The 21,709-nt window shown below is 51.7% G+C and carries 17 protein-coding genes; 10 read left to right on the top strand and 7 right to left on the bottom strand.

Going from position 1 to position 21,709, the window contains the following annotated elements:
* Nucleotides 1-81: 81 nt before the first annotated feature.
* The 6 genes from IPN95_00085 to IPN95_00060 all read right to left on the bottom strand — a co-directional run bounded on the left by IPN95_00085 (nucleotide 82) and on the right by IPN95_00060 (nucleotide 5,888).
* Nucleotides 82-324 carry a hypothetical protein gene (locus IPN95_00085; GenBank protein MBK9447819.1) on the bottom strand — a complete coding sequence of 81 codons (243 nt, stop codon included), beginning with the start codon at nucleotides 322-324 and terminating at the stop codon, nucleotides 82-84.
* A 33-nt stretch (nucleotides 325-357) separates the two neighbouring features.
* Nucleotides 358-675, bottom strand: a complete 318-nt coding sequence (locus IPN95_00080) for a thioredoxin family protein (GenBank protein MBK9447818.1) — start codon at nucleotides 673-675, stop codon at nucleotides 358-360.
* Nucleotides 676-735: 60 nt separating this feature from the next.
* Nucleotides 736-1,704: an NAD-dependent epimerase/dehydratase family protein gene (locus IPN95_00075; protein ID MBK9447817.1), complete on the bottom strand. Its 969-nt coding sequence runs from the start codon at nucleotides 1,702-1,704 to the stop codon at nucleotides 736-738.
* Nucleotides 1,705-1,821: 117 nt separating this feature from the next.
* Nucleotides 1,822-3,654 carry a glutamine--fructose-6-phosphate transaminase (isomerizing) gene (gene glmS / locus IPN95_00070; GenBank protein ID MBK9447816.1) on the bottom strand — a complete coding sequence of 611 codons (1,833 nt, stop codon included), beginning with the start codon at nucleotides 3,652-3,654 and terminating at the stop codon, nucleotides 1,822-1,824.
* Nucleotides 3,655-3,765: 111 nt separating this feature from the next.
* A complete protein-coding gene (locus IPN95_00065; GenBank protein MBK9447815.1) occupies nucleotides 3,766-5,064 on the bottom strand; it encodes a DUF4270 family protein in 1,299 nt (432 codons plus the stop codon).
* An 8-nt stretch (nucleotides 5,065-5,072) separates the two neighbouring features.
* A complete protein-coding gene (locus IPN95_00060) occupies nucleotides 5,073-5,888 on the bottom strand; it encodes a glycogen/starch synthase (protein MBK9447814.1) in 816 nt (271 codons plus the stop codon).
* A 143-nt stretch (nucleotides 5,889-6,031) separates the two neighbouring features.
* Between IPN95_00060 and IPN95_00055 the strand changes: the two genes are divergently transcribed.
* From IPN95_00055 to IPN95_00010, 10 genes are all read left to right on the top strand, one after another.
* Nucleotides 6,032-6,895 carry a pantoate--beta-alanine ligase gene (locus IPN95_00055; GenBank protein ID MBK9447813.1) on the top strand — a complete coding sequence of 288 codons (864 nt, stop codon included), beginning with the start codon at nucleotides 6,032-6,034 and terminating at the stop codon, nucleotides 6,893-6,895.
* A 139-nt stretch (nucleotides 6,896-7,034) separates the two neighbouring features.
* Nucleotides 7,035-7,400 (top strand): aspartate 1-decarboxylase, encoded by a 366-nt coding sequence (locus tag IPN95_00050; GenBank protein ID MBK9447812.1) that lies wholly within the window; start codon nucleotides 7,035-7,037, stop codon nucleotides 7,398-7,400.
* Nucleotides 7,397-8,467, top strand: coding sequence for a flippase-like domain-containing protein (locus IPN95_00045; protein MBK9447811.1), 1,071 nt, complete (start codon nucleotides 7,397-7,399; stop codon nucleotides 8,465-8,467). The genes IPN95_00050 and IPN95_00045 overlap by 4 nt, the downstream gene beginning before the upstream one ends.
* Before the next feature lie 68 nt (nucleotides 8,468-8,535).
* Nucleotides 8,536-11,343 (top strand): DNA polymerase I, encoded by a 2,808-nt coding sequence (gene polA / locus IPN95_00040; GenBank protein ID MBK9447810.1) that lies wholly within the window; start codon nucleotides 8,536-8,538, stop codon nucleotides 11,341-11,343.
* 292 nt (nucleotides 11,344-11,635) lie between these two features.
* Nucleotides 11,636-12,433 carry a hypothetical protein gene (locus tag IPN95_00035; protein ID MBK9447809.1) on the top strand — a complete coding sequence of 266 codons (798 nt, stop codon included), beginning with the start codon at nucleotides 11,636-11,638 and terminating at the stop codon, nucleotides 12,431-12,433.
* A 119-nt stretch (nucleotides 12,434-12,552) separates the two neighbouring features.
* Complete coding sequence (locus tag IPN95_00030) at nucleotides 12,553-15,438, top strand: hypothetical protein (GenBank protein MBK9447808.1); 2,886 nt, start codon at nucleotides 12,553-12,555, stop codon at nucleotides 15,436-15,438.
* A 9-nt stretch (nucleotides 15,439-15,447) separates the two neighbouring features.
* Entirely contained in the window at nucleotides 15,448-16,746 is a 1,299-nt protein-coding gene (locus IPN95_00025) for a glycosyltransferase family 4 protein (GenBank protein MBK9447807.1), read from the top strand.
* The gene (wecB, locus tag IPN95_00020; protein MBK9447806.1) at nucleotides 16,746-17,900 is read left to right on the top strand and encodes a UDP-N-acetylglucosamine 2-epimerase (non-hydrolyzing); all 1,155 of its coding nucleotides are present in this window, start codon (nucleotides 16,746-16,748) and stop codon (nucleotides 17,898-17,900) included. Before IPN95_00025 ends, wecB begins: the two co-directional genes overlap by 1 nt.
* Before the next feature lie 12 nt (nucleotides 17,901-17,912).
* Nucleotides 17,913-19,772, top strand: a complete 1,860-nt coding sequence (locus tag IPN95_00015) for a carbamoyltransferase (protein ID MBK9447805.1) — start codon at nucleotides 17,913-17,915, stop codon at nucleotides 19,770-19,772.
* 3 nt (nucleotides 19,773-19,775) lie between these two features.
* Nucleotides 19,776-20,141 carry a hypothetical protein gene (locus tag IPN95_00010; protein ID MBK9447804.1) on the top strand — a complete coding sequence of 122 codons (366 nt, stop codon included), beginning with the start codon at nucleotides 19,776-19,778 and terminating at the stop codon, nucleotides 20,139-20,141.
* Between the two features lie 48 nt (nucleotides 20,142-20,189).
* Here IPN95_00010 and IPN95_00005 read toward each other — a convergent pair whose 3' ends face one another.
* Nucleotides 20,190-21,218: a Gfo/Idh/MocA family oxidoreductase gene (locus IPN95_00005; GenBank protein MBK9447803.1), complete on the bottom strand. Its 1,029-nt coding sequence runs from the start codon at nucleotides 21,216-21,218 to the stop codon at nucleotides 20,190-20,192.
* Between the last annotated feature and the right edge of the window lie 491 nt (nucleotides 21,219-21,709).

Below are 21,709 nucleotides of genomic sequence, written 5' to 3'. Positions count from 1 at the left end.
CGATCTCGGAAACGGGATCGACCTTCGCTTTTCTGTGGGAGCTTTCTCTTTCCCACAACCCATCATCCCAAACCGCAAGGCTCAGCTGATGGATTCCCTGACACGTTTGGTGTAATTCCGCAACGCCTCCTTGGGGTCTGAGCCATTCTCCTGAACATCCTTCAGGACTTCCATCGCTGCCATGATGTGGGTGAGTTGCTCCCCTTCGTCTGCGCCACCTACCTCGATGCCGAGGGGCTCACCCTCCATCAAGTGCTGCTCTGCGGCAGCAAGTGCGGTCAGATCGTAGGTTTCTACCAGTTTCTTAATCTCTGCAAGTTTCATTCTAATGCTATTTGAGGCGAAACCGCGTTCTCATCAAAGGATTTCGGAAATCATGGTCTCGACCAATTCGGGTTTTGCAGTGAAGTCACCCTTGACCAATTGACCATTTTTGAAGGTGGCAAAAAACGGGAGGTTGCTCACGCCGGCCAGCTTTCTGGCTTCGGGGCTGGTTTCGGCATTCACATCCAGAAACTGCACACCCGCAAATCGCGCATCGTCGGCTATCTTCTTGAACTTGGGGGCAAATAGGCGGCATGCGCCACACCAATCTGCGTAGTATTTCACCACAACCAACGGATGCTCAGCAAGCTGGGCTTTAAAGTCTTGATCTGTAGAAGTTACAACTGCCATATTATTTTCACTCTTTACAGCCATTAACCCATCCGGCAAATGATTGTTGCATGATTTTCATCACACAGTCACGGTTTTCCCAAGTTGCTCGCCGATATGGAGCAACATGTCCGAGGTCATGGCCTCCAGATCATAGTCCATTTTCCAGCCCCAGTCGGCACAGGCACGACTGTCGTCGATGCTATTGGGCCAGCTATCGGCAATCGCCTGCCTGAAGTCGGGTGCATAGTCAATGCTGAATCCGGGCAAGTGCCTGCGAATGGCGTCTGCAATTTGCGCGGGGGTGAAGCTGATACCCGCAAGGTTGTAGCTCGAGCGGATTTTTACTTGTTCGGCAGGTGCGTCCATCAAGGCGATCGTCGCACGGATGGCATCAGGCATGTACATCATCGGCAGGGCCGTCTCAGGCTTGAGAAAGCAGGTAAAGCTGCCCTTTTGGAGTGCTTGGTGGAAAATGTCCACCGCATAGTCGGTGGTTCCGCCGCCGGGAGCTGACTTGTAACCGATCAATCCAGGGTAGCGCAAGCTCCTGACGTCGACGCCATAACGGTTGTAGTAGTATTCGCACCAGCGTTCGCCGGCGAGCTTGGAGATGCCGTAGACGGTGTTGGGGTCCATCACCGTGTCTTGAGGGGTATTGTTTGCGGGAGTTCCCGGACCAAATACCGCAATCGAACTCGGCCAAAAAACCTTGGCGACTTTCAAGTCACGTGCTGCATTCAACACATGCAGCAAACCTTCCATGTTGAGCTTCCAAGCAAATTCCGGATTCTTTTCACCCGTTGCGGAGAGCAAGGCTGCCAAATGGTAGATCTGCGTGACTTTTTCACGTTCCACGAGGGCATAAATCGCATCCTTGTCCATCACGTCGAGCAAAAAGAAAGGGCCATCTTTGGAGAGGCCCTCATTTTCACGCACATCGGTGGCAATCACGTCTGCACCTGTATATTTTGCACGGAGAAATTCTGTGAGTTCTGTGCCGATTTGACCACCTGCACCAATGATAAGAACCTTTTCCCTTGTCGCCATTCTTTTAAATTTTGAGAGGCAAAGGTTGCAAGAATGGGGGGAAAATGCAATTGTAACCAACGACAAATGAATTGTCCTCTTCACAGATTCTCCTCAGGAGCATTTGAACAAGGTCGATTACTCCACCGTCACAGACTTGGCCAAATTCCTTGGCTGATCCACGTTGCAGCCACGCATGACGGCGATGTGGTAGCTGAGCAACTGCAAGGGAATCACCGACAGCAAAGGCTGCAAGGCGTCTGAAGTCTGCGGAATCTCGATGACAAACTCGGCCATCGTGTTGATTTCCTGGTCGCCTTCGGAAACGATAGCGATCACACGGCCTTTGCGGGCCTTCACCTCCTGAATGTTGGTGATGACCTTGTCATGGCTATAGTCGTTTGGCGCAATGAACACCACCGGCATATTCTGATCGATCAAGGCGATCGGACCATGCTTCATCTCTGCCGCAGGATAGCCCTCGGCATGGATATAGGAAATCTCCTTGAGTTTGAGCGCACCCTCCAAAGCGACGGGGAAATTGTAGCCTCTACCGAGGTAAAGGAAATTCGTGGCGTCGGTAAACAACTTGGCGATCTCGATGATCTTGTCATTCTGAAGAAGAATCTTCTCGACCTGCGCCGGAATTTCGGCCAAGCCTTTGACGAGGGTGTTTCTTCCTTTTGCGACGGTTCCTTTCAATTGGCCGATATACAGGGCCATCAACATGAGCACTGTTACCTGCGAGGTGAATGCCTTGGTGGATGCGACTCCGATTTCCGGACCGGCGTGCAAATAGACGCCGGCTTCTGTTTCGCGGGGGATTGAAGATCCGACCACATTGCAGACACCCAAAACAGTGGCTCCCTTTTCCTTTGCAAGCCGGATCGCAGCCAATGTATCCGCAGTTTCTCCGCTTTGTGAAATGGCAATTACCACGTCATCGGGGAAAATCACGGGATTCCTGTACCGGAATTCGGAGGCGTATTCTACCTCGACCGGAATTCGGTCATATTCTTCAAAAAGATATTCGGCGACCAAACCTGCATGCCAAGATGTGCCGCATGCCACGATGAGCAAACGGCGTGCATCCCGCAATTTGTCCTTCACACTTGCAAGTCCGCCAAGCGTCACTTCGCCAGTCTCAATGTTGAACCGGCCACGCATGCTGTCGGCAATCGACCGGGGCTGCTCCATGATTTCCTTGAGCATGAAATGGTCGTATCCACCTTTTTCGAGGGCTTCCAATTCCATTTCCAACGTTTCCACGTGTGGTGTCGTGACCACGTTTTGGATCGTTTTGATGACGATCACGTGGTTCTTGATGACAGCGACCTCTTCTTCGCCGAGGTAAATCACCTCTTTGGTGAACTCGACCAAGGGGGTGGCATCGGATGCAACAAAGTATTCGCGCTCACCAATGCCGATCACAATCGGGCTGCCTTTGCGTGCAGCGATCAATTGGTTAGGCTCCGATTTGCAAATCACCACGATGCCATAAGCTCCCACAACCTTGTTCAGCGCAAGACGCACCGCCTCATCCGCTGAAACCTTGCTGTTCACGTAGATGTCTTCGATCAGCTGCACCAATACTTCCGTGTCGGTGTCGCTTGTAAAACTATATCCCCGCGATATCAGCTCCTTTTTGATGGAGGAGTAATTCTCGATGATGCCATTGTGAATGATGGCGAAATTGCGCGAATTGGAAAGGTGGGGATGGGCATTTACGTCATTGGGCACACCATGGGTTGCCCATCGCGTATGTCCCATGCCAATATTGCCGGAGAGTTCCTTTTCCCCTGCAAAATTCTCGAGGTCGGCGACTTTGCCTTTGATTTTATAAACATTGAGGTCACCGTTGAGCAATGCGACCCCTGCAGAGTCATAGCCTCGGTATTCAAGGCGCTTCAACCCATTGATCAAAATGGGATAAGCATCACGGTAGCCAATATATCCTACGATTCCGCACATATCATTTTCGGTATTTCGGGCAAAATACTATAAAAGCAAATGAATTTGGAAGGGCCGTTTCCAGCAGCAAACTCCTTCGTTATCCAGTTTTTGCTACGATTTCAAGAGGTATTATTCTGGCAACGAGGTGTAGATCACCTCAAGCCTTGGAGAAAGCGAGGGATGACCAGGGCCTCCGAGCACAACGCGGTTGAGGGTAATCCCGTTTTCGCCGGGGACCAAAATGAACCCTTCATCAGAAAGCGTACCCTTCAATATCTGTTGCAACGTATTGGTCATCGGGATCCGGTATTCATAAGTCGCCTTGTTGTAGCTGCCCGTACTGTTGATCACATTGTAATTTTCCGGCTTGGAATGGGTGCTGTCGGAAACAAACAAGTACAATTCACTTGGCGGATCGAAGCGTTCCAATGAACCAAAATACTGTTGGTCAATTTTGAGCACCAACGTTGCACGGTTGATGATCGCCGGATCAAGCGACTTCATCGAGGGAATCCCAACATAAAGCTGCACCAAAGCGCCTGCTTCCACACATCCGTAGGTTGTGTTGAGGTCCATTGGGGCATTCACAACTTGATCGATCAATTTTCCTGCCGCATCGTTGCGCTCGATATGATGAAACCGTTCGGAGTTGGCATTGATGGGAAATACGTACTTCTTGGTTGCTGTAGAATCCTTGTAATGAAGGGTCAAGAAGCTCTTTTCGCTACGTGGATCGAATGCAAAAACCCCGCCGGGCTCACGTGTCGTGCCCAGCGAGGCCGATTGTGTGAGAATGCGCAGACCTTTGAAGAATGCTGTAAATGCATCATTTGAGGCCAAATCCGTCGGATTGGCATACAGCAACTTGCGACCAAGACTGTCATCCAAGCGAATGCCGATGAAGTCAAAGAAGCCCGCACGGCCGCTGAAATCCACCTTGTAACCGCGGGAGAGGTCATAGGTCGAATCCGAATCCAGCCTGCTTTGCGAATACAGACTACTGTCTGTCGGGAAAGCCTCCGTGATTTCGAAGATGTTGAGCGGAAGCGGATCGTCGTAACGACCGTAGAAGCCTGTCAAATCCAAAGTGAGGACAATCGAATCCAGGGAGAGCTTGGCAGGATCCGCACCAAAGGTAAGGTTGCTGCCCGCCACACGTGGCTGAATGTAAGTCTCCGCAAAAATGTGTCCAAATTGGTCGTCATAGTAGTTGCCAAAAAGGCAACGACTCAACTTGTAAGTCTGCACAGAATCGATTCGCAGCGTCTTCATGTAAATGCCAAACGTATCGACGTAATGCCCGGTGATGTTTTCATCTTGGGGCAACACCTCCTCACCGGCATCATTGGGCGAAGTGCAAGCAGTTTGAAATAAGAGCATCGCCGCTGTCGTCACCGAAAGCAGCCATGCACCTGAATAACGTTTCATTCAGGAAATCAGTTTAAAATCGTGGTATACAGGTTTTGATAACCTTCTACGAAGCTGTCGGAGTCATCGACATCAAAGAAGATTTTTTCATTGTGGGTGCTCTGCATGAAGTCCTCCAATGTAGAGTCAATCCTCGAAGCACCCATTGTTGCGACATCCGCCAGTTGGATGCCACCCTTGCACACACCTAGATAGTTGTTTTCCTGAAAGCTTCCATTGGACGGGATCAGGTTTTCAATATTGGTCTTCTCCAAGAAGTTGGTAGACAGCTTGGAGTCGAAACTATTGTTGTACAACGTGAAGACCACCTTGGTGTTTTTAAACATCGGGTCGTCTTTGTAGTGCGTGCGGAGGTAGAGGGGAATGAAGCTTGTCATCCAGTCATGGCAGTGGATAATATCGGGCTGCCACCCCAGTTTCTTGACGGTTTCAATCACGCCTTTGCAAAAGAAAATGGCGCGTTCGTCATTGTCTTTGTAAAAGGCGTTGTTGACTGGGTCGACCAACACAGATTTGCGTTGGAAGTAGTCTTCATTGTCCAAAAAATAAACCTGCAGCTTGGCATTTGGGATCGAAGCAACTTTGATGGTGAGCGGCTTCTCCTCTTCTCCAACCCGAATGTTGATCCCCGAAAGACGTACCACCTCGTGAAGGCGGTTCCTGCGCTCGTTAATGACCCCGAACTTTGGCATCAAGATGCGAATTTCGTGCCCTTTCTCCTGCAGTTTTTGCGGAAGCAACCTGATAAAATCGGCTGCACTGCTTATCTTCAAGAACGGATCAATTTCGGTTGTTACGTAAAGAATCTTCAACTTATCGCTCATACTTCTGTTACTTGAACCAAATCTGAAAATCTACTTTGTAAATTCCCATTATCTGCTGCAAATTTACAATATTTCTCTTGCTAATACAAGTTGTGTTTACTTATCTTCGCCGTTTTTTCGGCAAAATAGCCCTCCTTTCCTAAATGCAAGTCTTCGATCATCCATTTGCCTTAAGAACGGCCCTGCACGCTGAAAATTGTTTGGGGCGCACAATTGGCTTTGTTCCCACCATGGGTGCCTTGCACGAAGGTCACGGAGCCCTCATTGCCCGCAGCGCAGCCGAAAATGATATCACGGTTGTCTCGATTTTTGTGAATCCGACCCAGTTTGGACCCAATGAAGATCTGGAGAAGTACCCGCGCACTTTGGAAGCCGACCTGGCTTTGTGCAAATCGGCGGGTGCAACGCACATATTTACGCCGACCGAGGCCACCATGTACCCTGATGGCAAAGGAAACTTTGAAGTGTTGATGGGTTTGCGCACCATGGACAAGTACATGGACGGCGCCAAGCGGCCCGGCCATTTTGACGGCGTGTTGCTCGTGGTTGCCCGCCTCTTCAACATTGTGCTTCCGACACGCGCCTACTTCGGGAAAAAGGACTTTCAGCAGCTGAGCATTCTCCAAGCCCTTGCCCGCGAATTGTTTTTCCCCCTCACGATCGTGCCCTGCGACATCGTTCGTGACGCCGATGGCTTGGCAAAAAGCAGCCGCAACCGCTACCTCAACACCGAGGAACGTCAGCAGGCGCTGTACCTATCGCGCTGCCTGCAAGCGCTGGATGCCCGTGCACGGGCAGGAATGGAAGCCCTGCCACTCACGACGATCGCGACGGAAATGGCTGCTGCATATCCGCTGATCCGGCTGGAATACCTTGAAATCCGAAAATCCCGTGATTTGTCACTTGTAGATGTCTTGCGGCCGGAAGATGAACCCGTTGCCCTGATTGCAGCTTTTTGCGGCAACACGCGGCTCATCGACAACTTGGTTTTGGGACTCGGAAGGTAGCTTTCTCAGTGGATTTGCAACCTTACAGTCCCTCAGGCGCCTAAAAAAGACATCCCCGCGGATAGCCAATTGCCGACATTGCGTTACGAATCCTTAACGCCATTCTGCCAACGGAAATTTTTTCCATAATTTCGCCCCCATGTTAATAGAGGTCTTCAAATCCAAACTCCATCGCGCCACGGTTACCGAGGCCAATCTCAATTATACGGGGAGCATCACGATCGACCGCGATCTGATGGATGCCGCTGAGATGGTGCCGCATCAAAAGGTTCAAATCGTGAATGTCAACAACGGAGCGCGCTTTGAAACCTATATTATCGAGGGCAAACGCGGATCGGGTGTGATCTGCCTCAATGGGCCGGCCGCGAGAATGGTTCAGGTGGGCGACATCGTGATTGTGATCACATACGCCGCCATCACGCCTGAGGAGGCCAAAACACATGTGCCCGTCGTCTGTATTCTCGACGAAAACAATCGCATCATCACGGATTCCATTCAGCTTTGAGTCGCAAAACGTTTTTCACGATCGTCAAATATGTGCTCGGTTTGGCACTGGGTGGCTTGTTGATGTGGCTCGCCATGCGTGGCATTGACTTCACGCAGGTCGAGCAGGGTTTTAAGGATGCCAATTATCTCTGGGTCGCCATCGGTTTGGCCGTCGCGATTTTGAGTCATTGGTACCGTGCCGTTCGGTGGAAGCTGCTGATTGAGGCGGCAGGCTACAAAAGCAATGCATGGAACTTGTTTTGTTCAATCATGGTAGGCTACTTGGTAAATCAGGCATTGAGTCGCGTAGGCGAAGTGACCCGAGCTACGATGACAGCAAAATCCGAAAAGATTCCACTTTCCGTGAGCTTCGGAACCATGGTTACAGACCGTGTTTTTGACGTGATTGCATTGGGATTGCTCGTTTTGGGCGTTTTTCTCTTCCAATTCAAGGAGATCATGGCCATCATGGACAAGGCATTCGCAAACAATGCCCCCGCCACGATGAATGAGGAAAGCATTCCTTGGAAGTTGATCTTCGGAATCACGTTCGCGGTAGGAATGTTGGTCCTGATCATATTTTGGAAGCGGTTCATGCGCATTGCATTGTTTGCAAAGGGGGTCGCCTTCAGCAAGGACATCTGGCTCGCAGTCAAGAGCGTGACAAAAATGAAGCGGCCTTGGTTATTCCTCTACCAAACGGTGATGATTTGGGTTTGCTACATTCTGATGACCTATTTGGTGTTTTTTGCATTGAAGGATACAAGCGGCCTGAGTTTCACCTTTGCGATTACCGCCTTTACAATGGGCGGAATCGGCATGGTCATGCCTTCGCCAGGAGGAATCGGAACCTACCACTTTGCAATCATCATGAGCTTTACCGCCTATGCCAGCAGCTTTGGATGGACCGAAGACTTTGCAAAGGTGGTCGGCACCAATATCGCCTTCATCATTCACACCTCGCAGTTTATCATGATGATCGTGGCCGGCGTCATTTGCTACCTGTTCCTGCTGCCCAAAATGAAGATTGGCGAAGGCAAACCTGAGCAGAAGCTAGACAAAGAACTTGCATCGGCAGAGAATTAGTTCAAGCGGCAACGACGCCGATCCTGAACTATTTTCTACCTTCATCCTCGAATTCATCCTACCCCGTTATGGCAGAAAAAAAGATTTTTCTTCTCGATGCGCTTGCCCTCATTTACCGGGCCCATTTTGCCTTCATCAAGACCCCGCGCATCACCGCAAATGGCCAAAACACCTCGGCCGTTTTTGGCTTCGTGAATTTTTTGCTGCAAATCCTGGACAAGGAAAAGCCGACCCACTTGGCGGTGGCATTCGACCTGTCAGGCCCTACTTTCAGGCATGACAAGTTTGAAGCCTACAAAGCCACGCGCGAGGAAATGCCGGAAGACATCCGGTTTGCGATTCCAAAAACAAAGGAGCTGTTGAGGGCGCTGAACATTCCTGTCCTTGAAATGGTAGGATACGAAGCTGACGACGTCATCGGCACCATCGCCAAACGCGCCGAATCCCATGGTTATCAAGTGTACATGGTCACCCCCGACAAGGACTACTGTCAGTTGGTCACCGACAACATCTTCCTTTACAAACCGTCGCGGGCTGGTGAAGGCGTCGAAATCCTGAATCCAGCGATGGTGAAGGAGCGGTATGGGGTGACGCCGATTCAGATGATCGACTTTCTCGGCCTCAAAGGGGACAAGGTTGACAATATCCCCGGCATTCCGAAGGTCGGTGATGTCACGGCCGTGGAGCTTATCAACCAATTCGGGTCGGTCGAAGAAATTGTAAAACGCGCTGACGAAATCACCAAAAAGGCGATCCAAGCATCCGTCAAAGAATTTGGCGAACAGGGCCTGCTATCCAAATGGCTGGCAACGATTGCAACGGATGCGCCGATTCCCTGGGATGAGGACCACTGCAAGGTCGGCGACCCCGACCGCGAAAAAACGGTGGAGCTTATGAACGAGTTGGAGTTTCGCAACACCGCCAAACGCATTTTGAGCAGCCCGATATTTGGAGGCAACCAAGAAGTGCAACGCGACCTTTTTGGCAATGCGATTGGGGGTGGCGCCACTGCTGACTATTCCGGGGGAACGCAAACGGTCTCCGAGGAGCCGGCCTACGAAACGGGATTCAGCAACATTGCCGACCGCAAGCACAACTACATGCCGATCAGTTCGGAGAAGGAGCTCAAAAAACTCATCGCCGACATTCAGAAGCAAGGATACTTTTGCTTTGACACGGAAACCACCGGCTTGGATGCCATGCAGGCGGAACTGATTGCGATGACGATCAGTTTGGAGCCTGGCGAAGCCTTCATGGTATATTTTCCCGAAGGCGATACCGCCGCGATGGCTCAACTCGACTTGCTCAAGGCAGTACTCGAAAGCAAAACCATTCTCAAGATCGGTCAGAACATCAAGTACGACATGCTCGTGCTGCGCAATCATGGCGTGACCGTTTGCGAACCGCTCTACGACACCCTGCTCGCCCACTACGTGATCGATCCCGACAAGCCACATGGCATGGATGCGATGGCCATGGAGCTGTTGCATTACGAGCCGGTCTCCATTACCACGTTGATCGGTAAAAAAGGGAAGGATCAGCTCAACATGCGCGATGTCGAACTTTCCAAGCTCATCGAATACGCTTGCGAAGATGCCGACATCACCCTTTCGCTGAAGCACAAACTGGATCCGATGTTGGATGCTGCCGACCTACGCCGCGTCTTTGAAACCGTGGAAATGCCGTTGGTGCCCGTCTTGACCGACATCGAATTTGCGGGCGTGCATGTCGATGAGGAATTCCTGAACCAATACTCCAAGCAGTTGGAGATCGAGATGCTGTCGATTGAAAAGGACATCTACCGCCTTGCGGGGATGAAATTCAACATCAATTCGCCCAAGCAGCTCGGTGAAATCATCTTTGACAAGCTCAAGCTGGGCAAGGCCAAGAAGACCAAAACCGGCCAATACAGTACCAAGGAAGAAGATTTGGTCGCACTTGCGCTTGAACATGAATTTCCGGCCTACATCATGCGGTACCGGAAACTGGGCAAACTCAAAAGCACTTATGTGGATGCGTTGCCTTCGTTGGTGAATCCCAAGACGGGCCGTATTCACTCGACCTTCAGTCAGGCGATCACGGCGACGGGGCGTTTGAGCTCCAACAATCCCAACATGCAAAACATCCCGATCCGTTCCGAGGAAGGAAGGGAAATCCGGAAGGCGTTTGTCGCATCAGAAGGATGCGTGATCATGTCTGCCGACTATTCGCAGGTGGAATTGCGCTTGATTGCCGAATTGAGCAAGGATCCGGGCATGATGGCGGATTTCCGGGACGGGCATGACATTCACCGGGCAACCGCAAGCAAGGTTTTTGGTGTGCCCATCGATGAGGTCACAAGCGACATGCGCAGCAAGGCCAAGATGGTGAACTTCGGGATCATCTACGGAATCTCGGCGTTTGGCTTGGCACAACGCCTGAAAATCAGCCGCCACGAGGCAGCCGAAATCATCAGCAGCTATTTCGCGCAGTACAGCAAAATCAAGGAATACATGGACCAAAGCATCGCCGATGCCCGTCGCTTGGGTTATACCAGCACGATGCTCGGCCGACGGCGGTACATTCCGGACATCAACAGCGCCAACGCGACGACCAAAGGCTTTGCCGAAAGGAACGCGATCAACACGCCGGTGCAAGGCAGCGCGGCCGACCTCATCAAAGTTGCGATGACCAACATTCACCGTGAGATGAAAGCCCGCAACATGCGTTCGCAAATGATCTTGCAAGTGCATGACGAATTGGTTTTTGAGGCGGTCCTCGACGAGGTCGAGGTGCTGAGCAAGCTCATCAAGGAAAAGATGGAAAGCGCGATTCCCATGCAAGTGCCAATGCTCGTCGAAGTCGGAACCGGCCATAACTGGCTGGAAGCACACTGATTTGGGGTTTAAATTGGTGTTCGAGGAGGCAATTCAAGGCGGAATTGAAGGCTATTGCTTTTGAGTCCGGTTTGGAGTTGGAGGAGAATGGTATTTGGCTTTACAGGAATGCGGTTGAAATGCGCGGATTGCCTGCCTAGCATTTTCCATCAAATCCATGTAAATTTCCAGCTGGGCATTCATTCGGTATTCAGTATCAGGATTGATCAAGAGGATTTGCATAGCGCTGTGTTGGGTGGTCGCGGGCCTTGGGGTTTCTGCGCAGACCGACTCTGTTGCCCCCGCTCCCGAAATGATTGATTCATTTCCTCCGTTACCGCCCGTCGCCTTCCGGTTGCATGAATTCGGGGCTTCTTGGGTCGATGGAAGTGTGCAGTTTTTCGAAGGGTATGATGCGTCGATTCTCTATGCAGATGCCCAGAGCGGCTTGCCGATCTACCCCGATTGGGGGCTGTATTCGCGTTTTGCCATTCTCCCGGAATACTATCAGTTTGGTTTGCGTGCCGCGTTGGTGGATACCATTCGGGGTGTCAAACTCAGATTCGGCGCGGCCTATTCACATCGTGAGGATTCAGTCAACTATGGAAGCGATTATCAAGTCAATGATACGGTCTATGGCCGGATTGCCTCGGAAAAAGGAAGTTTTGGAAGCATTTCATTCGCCGCACTCAAACAAAGTCGCAAGGTGCTGAAGTGCATCCGCTTCTACGGAGGCGTCAAGGTCGAATTGGGGCTCTCACCCACAAGTAAAATCTTGTTCACGGAATATGCCGCCGACCTTGGCGAGGACCGTTATGTCGAGTACAACGAATTTCGAGCCAAGGGCAAACCCCGTTTTAATGTCTCGGGAACCGCCTTGCTCGGCCTGGAGACCGTTTTCTTCAAACATTTTGGGTTTTTATTCGAGGTCGAATCCGGTCTTGGATGGCAATTGGTGGTCAACGAAAAGGCCTTTGGCATGGGACGCACGACCTACCATTTCGGCTTGAGTTATTACCTTTTTGACTACAACCGCAAGCCCTTACCGCGCCCGATCAAAGTTCCCAAACGCGAAGACGAACCTGAGCAACCACCTACTCCCGGATTCTGAATGTTGCGATCAAACCTGTTTGCACCTAGATTCGCAGGTTACTTTCAGCCCTTGTTGTGGCCGTTGGTCCTTTTGCTAATTTTGTCGAATTGTCTTCATCTCTCATATAGCAAGTTCTCATGAGCAAGAATCAGTCTTGGCTTCAAAGCGGTAGCTCTTATTTTTCAGAGGGTAAAATGTGGCGCTTGATCGGATGCGCCGTCATGCTGCTCATTTCCTTCATGGTTTTGTGGAATTACATGCCCAAGGCACATGAAAAGGGTTATGTCATCAATCAGGGTGATATCGTACAACACAAGGGAATGACCAAGGAAATTGTCGATTTCCGCAAGGCCAACGACGACAAGGAGCCTCTCTGGACCAATGCCATGTTTGGCGGCATGCCAACCTACCAAATCAGTACTTGGTACCCCAACAACCTGATGCAGAAGCTCGACAACATCATGAACCTGCGGGACGTCGTTCCCCACCCCATCGGGAGCATGTTCCTGCTGTTTGTGACGATGTGCATCTTGCTGATGACCCTGAAGGTTGATCCCTTCAGTTCTGCTGTGGCAGCCTTTGGGTTTATGATGTGCACGTATTACTTCAGCGTCATCGGCGCGGGTCACAATTCGAAAGTTAATGCCGTTGCCTACATGCCACTCGTCCTTGCAGGTGTGCTGCTACTCTACCGCGGAAGATTTTGGCTGGGCGCTGCCCTGACGATCTTGGCAATGGGGTTGGAAATCAATGCCAACCACTTGCAAATCACCTATTACGGCTTTTTTGTCGTGGGTGCCATTGTCCTCAGTGAACTCACGCGTACCGTCAACAATGTCGGCAAAGGCATTGCCTGGACAGCGTTTTTGAGTATTCTCATCAGCTGGGCTGCCGGACTGCCCAAGATCGTCTGGATGGCTGAGGGCTTGTTGCTGTTTGGGGTTCCCTTGGTTCTGGCCTTCCTCAACCTTCGCAAAGAGGGCAATTCGGTCAAGGCTTGGCTCACTGGAAAAGACATCACCGCAGCGGCAAAGCCGATGCGCACATTTTTGGTTGCCACCGTTTTGATGGGCCTCTGCATGGGCATTTCCATCGCGCCCAACATCAGCCGTTTGTGGACTACCAATGAATACGTGAGCGTGACCATGCGCGGAGGTGCCGTGCACCCACGCGAGGCTGCGCCCACACAAGATGCTCAGCCGACGAGCGGCGGCGGCTTGAGCAAGGAGTATGCCTACGTCTGGAGCTACGGCGTTGCCGAATCCTTCACGATCATCAATCCCTTTTACTTCGGGGATGCCGCTCACGCGAAACTGGGCAAGGAATCGGCGACGTACGACGTCTTGAAGGGGGCGTTGAATCCACAGGGCGCCGAGCAACTCGCCAATGCCTGGCCTGCCTATATCGGAACACAGCCGATGCACGGCGGACCGACTTATATGGGCATCGTGATTTGTTTCCTTTTCGTCCTCGGTTTGTTCATCGTCCCCACCCGCTACCGTTGGTGGATTTTGGGTGCGGCACTGGTCTCCCTGATGCTCAGTTGGGGCCGTAACTTCCAATGGTTCTCCGACCTCTTCTTCGATAACCTCCCCAAATACAACAACTTCCGCGCCGTCTCGATGTGGCTCACCATCACGAGCATTTGCATGGCCTTGATGGCTGGATTGGCCTTGGCGGAATTGTTCAGGAATTCCGCGAAAAAGACCCCCAAGCAACAGGCAACGACGGTTGCAATGGCAGCGGGAGCGATCGTGCTGCTCTTGCTCATTTTGGCTTGGGTACACCCGGGTGCTGATTTGAGCCAAGCGCAAGATGCCAATGCGATTGCCGGGTTCCTCAACCAAGTCGGTCTCAAAAATCCAGATCCGCAGCTCATTTCGGCATTGACCGATGCCCTGCCGGCTGACCGGGAGGAAATGATCACGAGCCAAGCTTACAAAGGCATTCTCATTACGCTGATCGCAGCAGGAACACTGATCGGTTACGTCATGACGCGGAAAAGCGTCGGATCCTTGGAAATGAAGCCCATCGGCATTGGTGTCGTCGGTTTGATCTTATTCGGATTGATCTATTGGGACATGGTGCCCGTCGACAAGCGCTACCTCGACGACGACAATTTCATCAAGTCCTCCGAGCAGATGCGACCCTTTACACCGTCGCCATGCGATCAGGCCATCAAAAAAGATCCGGACCCCAATTACCGTGTGTTGAACCTGACGGGCAACACTTGGAATGACGCCATGACCTCCTATCATCACAAGTCGATTGGCGGTTACAGCGCTGTCAAGATGCAGCGTTACCAAGACTTGATCGACTTCCGATTCGACGACGAGCGCCAAGAGATCATGGCTGCTTTGAATACGCGAGACAGCACGCAGATGCAAAAGATTCAGGCTGCCTTGGCGGGTGTCACGGCACTGAACATGCTCAATTGCAAGTACATCATGTATGCCCCCGAAGCACCGCCGATTCCGAATCCTTCGGCGATGGGACATGCTTGGGTCGTTGGCAACTACGAAGTCGTCAAAGGTCCCAAGGAATCCATGACTGCATTGGAAGGGCTTGACCTCCGTGCGAAAATGGTGGTCGAGGAAGCCGATGCTGAGGTGATCAAAGGATTTACGGCTTCGCCCGATCCTTCTGCCTCGGTCAAGCTCACGGCTTGGCAAAGCAACGAGGTCAAATACCAATTCTCCAGCACAGGTGGCAAAGAGCAATTGGTGGCATTCTCCGAAGTCTACTACAACTCCGGCAAGGGCTGGCAGGCCTATGTCGATGGCCAACCTGTCGATCATTTCCGCTGTGACTATACCCTGCGCGGTATGAAAGTGCCTGCTGGAAACCACGAAATCGTCTTCAAGATGGAGCCGAAGTCCTACGCTACCGGCGAGTCCCTAGCCTTGGTTTTCTCCTTGATTCTCTTTGGTTTGTCTGCAGCAGCGGTCTTCATGGACTTCAAAACTGGCGGCAAGGACGATGAGGAAGAGACGGGAGACGCTGCGAATCCGAAGACGGTCTGAGGCAGAGCAATGAAAAAAGTGCTGGTCATCACCTATTACTGGCCCCCCAGTGGCGGTTCAGGCGTACAGCGCTGGCTGAAGTGCGTGCGCTACCTCCGCGAATTTGGCTGGGAGCCAGTGGTTTACACTGCGCTTGACAGCGAGTATCCGGTGATCGACATGTCTCTGGAAGCCCAGGTTCCTGCCGGTGTGGAAGTGATTCGAAGGCCAATTTGGGAGCCCTACAAACTTTACAAGCGCTTCACCGGGCAGAAGAAGGAAACACGTGTGGTCTCCGGATTTTTGAACGAAAAGAAGCCGAGCTTCAAGCGCCGGGTTTCGATGTGGATCCGGGGAAATGTCTTCATTCCGGATGCGCGCAAGTTCTGGATCAAGCCGAGTATATCCTTTTTGGTGGATTATCTGAAGGAGCATCCAGTGGATGCGATTGTTTCCACCGGTCCGCCGCATTCGATGCACCTGATTGCCATGGGTGTCAAGCGCAAAACGGGATTGCCTTGGGTGGCCGATTTCCGTGATCCTTGGACCAATATCGATTTCTACCAGGAATTGATGCTGAGCGAATGGGCTGACCGCAAGCACCATCGCCTTGAAAAAGAAGTGGTTACGCTTGCAGACCGCGTGGTCGTGGTGGGCAATCAGATGAAGGAGGAATTCGAGGAAATCTCCGGACGCAAGGTCGATGTGGTGACCAATGGCTATGACGAAGCCGACCTGCAGCCACAACCCAAGGAGGCCCGCGACAAAAAATTCAGCTTGATTCACATTGGTTTGCTCAATCAACACCGGAATCATGAGGCTTTTTGGGCAGCCTGCGCCGAATTGAAACAGGAGATTCCTTCGTTTGGCAATGACCTGCGGGTGAAGCTCGTAGGCAAGGCGGATGTGAGCGCACAAGAGAGCATCAACCGGCATGGCATGGAGGGTCAAGTCGAAATGATTGATTACCTGCCGCAAGCAGAGGCCGTTCAACAGCAGGGCCGCGCCCAAGTGCTGCTCCTCTCCATCAACAATACGCCCAATGCCAAGGGCGTCATCACCGGCAAAATCTTCGAATACCTCGCCTCCGGCAGGCCCATTCTCTGCATTGGCCCGGAGGACGGCGACGCCGCACATATCATCAACGAGGCCAATGCCGGCTTGGTCGCTGGCTTTGAAGACAAGGAAAAAATCAAGGCACATATTGCCCACTACTACGACCTTTACCAACGCGATGCATTGGAAGTGCAAAGCCAAGGTGTAGCTGCATTCTCCAGAAAAGCCCTCACAGGCAAGTTTGCGCAGCTTTTTGACGCTATCACATCATGATCAAGTTTGTCACCATCATCGGCGCACGGCCGCAATTTATCAAAGCGGCCGCCATCAGCAGGGCCATTCACGATCTTTACCGTGACCAAGTGCGCGAAGTCATCGTGCATACCGGTCAGCATTACGATGCCAACATGTCGCAGGTCTTTTTTGACGAGATGAAAATTCCGCGACCTGACCACATGCTTGAAGTCGGCTCGGGAGACCATGGCGCACAGACCGGGGCAATGATCGCCGCGATCGAGACGATTCTGCTCAAGGAGAAACCCGATTGTGTCATTCTCTACGGCGATACCAACAGTACACTCGCCGGGGCAATTGCTGCGAGCAAACACTACTTGCCCATCGCGCACGTGGAGGCAGGCTTGCGGTCATTTGACAAACGCATGCCCGAGGAGATCAACCGCATTCTTTGCGACCACGTCTCGACCTTCCTTTTTAGCCCTACGGCGACCGGCATCGACAATCTGGCCAAGGAGGGCTTTGCACTTGACAATGCAGGTCCGTATTCGATGGACAATCCAAAAGTCTACCATTGCGGGGACGTAATGTATGACAACACGCTGTTTTTCAGGGACTACGCCCGTGACCATGTGGATTTGGTAGCGAGCCTCGGCCTCAAACGTGGTCAGTTTATCTTGGCTACCATTCACCGGAATACCAATACCGATGTCCCTGAACGCCTGAGCAGCATTTTTAAGGCACTGTTGGAATTGACCGAAAATCAAGGCGAAACCGTGCTCCTTCCCTTGCATCCGCGTACCAAAAAGGTGCTCGAAGGCAATCTGGAGCCTGAAGTGCTCAAAAAGCTGCGCAACAGTGACCGCCTGAAGCTTATCCTTCCCGTTTCTTTCCTCGAAATGACAGCCCTTGAAGCTGCCTGCAAACTTGTCATCACCGACTCCGGTGGCGTACAGAAAGAGAGCTTTTTCCTTGAAAAGCCCTGTATTGTTCTGCGCCCGCAAACGGAATGGGTCGAACTTGTCGAAGCCGGAACGGCCATCCTCACCGATGCCGACACGCAACGAATTTTGGACGCATTCGCGTACTTTGCCCATGCTGAAAACTTGAGCTTCCCGGAAATTTTCGGAGATGGCCACGCCGCAGAATTCATTGTCAAAGAAATCGTTACCCATCTTGGTGTAAACAATTGATCGAAGTCCTGAATGAAGATCCTCGGCATTTCGGCATATTACCATGACTCTGCAGCAGCGATCACGATCGACGGCAAAGTTCTGGCAGCCGCGCAGGAGGAGCGTTTCACCCGCAAAAAGCACGATGCAGGTTTTCCGACGCAAGCTGTCAATTATTGCCTGGAACATACGGGATTTCGGCTCGACGAATTGGATGCCATCGTATTCTATGACAAACCCTTTCTGAAATTCGAACGGTTGCTGGAAACGTACTACGGATTTGCACCCAAAGGACTTGTTTCCTTCTGGAAGTCGATTCCCGTTTGGATCAAGGAAAAGCTCTTTCTCAAAAAACTGCTTAAGGACGAGCTCAAGAAAATCGGCAAGGTGGACTGGAAGGCGACCAAGCTCCTGTTTCCGGATCACCATTTGTCCCATGCAGCAAGTACCTTCTATCCGAGCCCATTCGAAGAAGCCGCGATTTTGACCCTTGATGGTGTCGGCGAATGGGCAACTGCAAGCATCTGCCACGGCAAGGGGAAAGACATCACGCTGTTACGCGAACTTCGCTTTCCGCATTCGTTGGGTTTGCTGTATTCGGCCTTCACTTACTTTCTGGGTTTCCGGGTCAATTCCGGGGAATACAAGCTCATGGGCTTGGCACCCTACGGGAATTCTGGCTCGGTAAATGTTTTGCGATACAAGAAGCTCATTCTAGAGCAACTCGTTGATATCAAAGACGATGGATCTCTTTGGCTCGACCAACACTTCTTCAACTATGCTGCAGGTTTGCGCATGGTGAAAGATGCAAAATGGGCGAATTTGTTCGGCTTTCCGCGCCGCGAACCAGAAGCTGCCCTGGAGCAGCACCACTGTGATTTGGGGTTGGCGATTCAGGAGGTAACGGAGGAAATCGTGCTGCGCATGGCGCGTGAAGCGAAGCGGCTCACGGGGGCCAAGCATCTCTGTTTGGCTGGCGGCGTGGCGTTGAATTGCGTTGCCAATGGGAAGCTGCAATCAGCGGGGATTTTTGAGGAGATTTTCATCGTGCCGGCGGCGGGTGATGCGGGCGGGGCGTTGGGAGCCGCCTTGGCGGCTGAGTATATTTCGTTTGGGCAGGAACGCAGGTTGGTGCTGCCCGACGGTTTGGAAGGGTCCTATTTGGGACCCGACTATACGGCCAAAGAAATCACGCTGATGGCACGCAAATACAAAGCCGTCGCGACTGAATTCACTGAATATCATTCCCTTGCAGAAAAAACAGCTTCTCTTTTAGCAGATGGAAACGTTGTCGGCTGGTTTCAGGGTCGCATGGAATTCGGTCCACGTGCGCTGGGAAACCGCAGCATCATTGGCGACGCCCGGAATCCTGAAATGCAGAAAAAGCTGAACCTCAAGATCAAATACCGCGAAAGTTTCCGGCCCTTTGCGCCTTCCGTTTTGGAAGAATATGCAGGGGATTACTTTACCCAGGCCGGTCCCTCGCCCTACATGCTGCTCGTGCATCCGGTTTCGCCAAGCCGTCGCAATGCGCTTCCCGCCAACTACAACACGCTTGACCTGCGCGAAAAACTTTACCATTTGCGTTCGGATGTGCCTTCCATTACGCATATTGACTATTCGGCACGCATTCAAACGGTCAGCAAAAAAACGAATCCTCGCTACTGGGAATTGATCGAGGCCTTTCGGAAGCTCACGGGCTATGCGCTCATCGTCAATACAAGCTTCAATGTACGCGGCGAACCGATCGTGGGCACGCCCGAAGACGCCTACCGCTGCTTCATGCGAACGGAAATGGATTACCTTGTTTTGGGGGATTTCCTGTTCGCCAAGACAGATCAACCAACTTGGACCGACACCGACAATTGGCGTGAAGAATACGTCCTCGACTAGAACATGGATCAACGCGGAAAACATATTGAAACCCTGCTCGTGATCGCCACGGGAATGTCGGTTTTCTTCTTGCTGACGGAGAAAATGGCGTTTCTATACGTCGGATTGGGTGTTTCCGTACTCGGATTGGCCATTCCGTTCGCGGGAAAGTACATTCACCTCGGATGGATGGGCATCGCCAAGGTGCTGGGATTCATCAATTCCCATATCATTTTGGGCGTGATCTTCTTTGCGATTTTGACGCCGCTGGCCCTGTTGCGTCGCCTTTCGAAGAAGGATCTCCTGCAATTGCGCAAAAAGGCATCCGGAAGTTACTTTTCAGACCGCGAGCACAAATACGGGGCCGACGACTTGAAGAATCCTTGGTGAATTTCCGAGCCACGTTGGCAAAGCCATGTGCCCTCAAGTCTTTGTTGTTCAGGCAAATAGCGCCTGCAAGTTCCGCTGTTGGTAGATGCGTTCAATGATTTCGACAACCTTGAGGCCTTCAAGCGCATTGGTGGTGATGGTGCCTTTGCCTTGGAGCGTGGCGATCACATTTTCAAAGATGTAGTGGTGGTTGGCAGCACTTCCTTTGTAAGGCCCATAGTCGTTCGGCGGATTGGCAGGTGCAAGCGTCGGCATCACATAGTCCTGCACGTGACAATATTCGACTTGCTCCATGTATTGTCCGCCGACTTTGATCGTCCCTTTTTCGGCCACGATCGTGATGCTACTTTCAAAGTTTTTGTCCCAAACCGCCGTCGAATAGTTCATCACGCCGATTCCACCCTGAATCAGGCGGAATGTCACGAGACCTGAGTCCTCGAATTCGGTGTTGTGACGGTGATTGAAGTTCGCAAATTGTGCGGAGATGTCGGTGATGTCCCCAAACAGCCAATACATGATGTCCATGAAGTGGCTGAACTGCGTAAAGAGTGGTCCACCATCCATGTCCAATCGGCCTTTCCAGGGAGATTTGCCATAGTAGCGGTCGTCGCGGTTCCAGTAGCAATTGACCTGCACCATCTCGATTTTGCCGAGCACGCCATCATTCACGACCTCCTTGAGCCATTCAGACGTCGGTGAATAGCGGTTTTGCATGACGCAAAACACTTGCCGCGACATTTGCAGGGACTTGAAAAGGACTTCTTCGCAAGCCGCCTTGGTCATGCCCATGGGCTTCTCGATCACGACATGCTTTTTGTGGTTGAGCGCAAGGAGGGCATGTTGCGCATGCAGCCCGTTGGGTGTGCAAACGCAGACGACATCCGCAGCCGGTCCCTCGGCAAGCATTTGCTGTGCATCGGTAAAAAATGGAACGTCGTAGGCCTGGGCCTGCTCTTCGCGCTCCGGCAAAATATCACAAACAGCCACCAAATCGCAATCGGGGTGCCCTTTGATGATCTCGGCGTGCCTGCGGCCAATGTAGCCAAACCCAATGATAGCAAACGAAGTCTTGTGCATAAGAGACGGTATTTGTGGGGCAAATGTAGTGAAAAGTGGGGCTGGGATGCACCCGCATTTTTAGATTTGTTCCTGAATATGAAAATTAGAATGTATTTGGAAAAGTCTGGACTAAGTGGCAACTTTCGTACAACTTTCCGCTGATATGCGCAAACTTGTAACATACTTTGGCCTAATAATATGTTGTGTTATTGTACCATTTTACGCACTTAATGGGCAAGAACCGATTTATGAGGTTTTTCGGAAAACCGACGGTCTACGTGATCAAAACCTCTTTCAATGCTATCAAGATTCTGACCAGCGACTTTGGATTGCCTCGGATCTCGGGGTTATGATCCTTGATGGGCAGCAAATTCGTGTTCCTGACTCGGAAAATGAAATGCCCGAAATGGCGATACTCAAGATTCGCGAAGACCGACTGGGGAACTTGTGGTTCTTGACGATGAACGGCAATCCAGTGAAGTTTGACGGGAAAGCATTCAAATCACAAT

The organism is Bacteroidota bacterium (genome assembly GCA_016718825.1).
Classification (GTDB): Bacteria; Bacteroidota; Bacteroidia; order J057; family JADKCL01; genus JADKCL01.
Note: the sequence above shows the minus strand (reverse complement) of the source record. Positions and strands in the feature narration are given on the sequence as shown.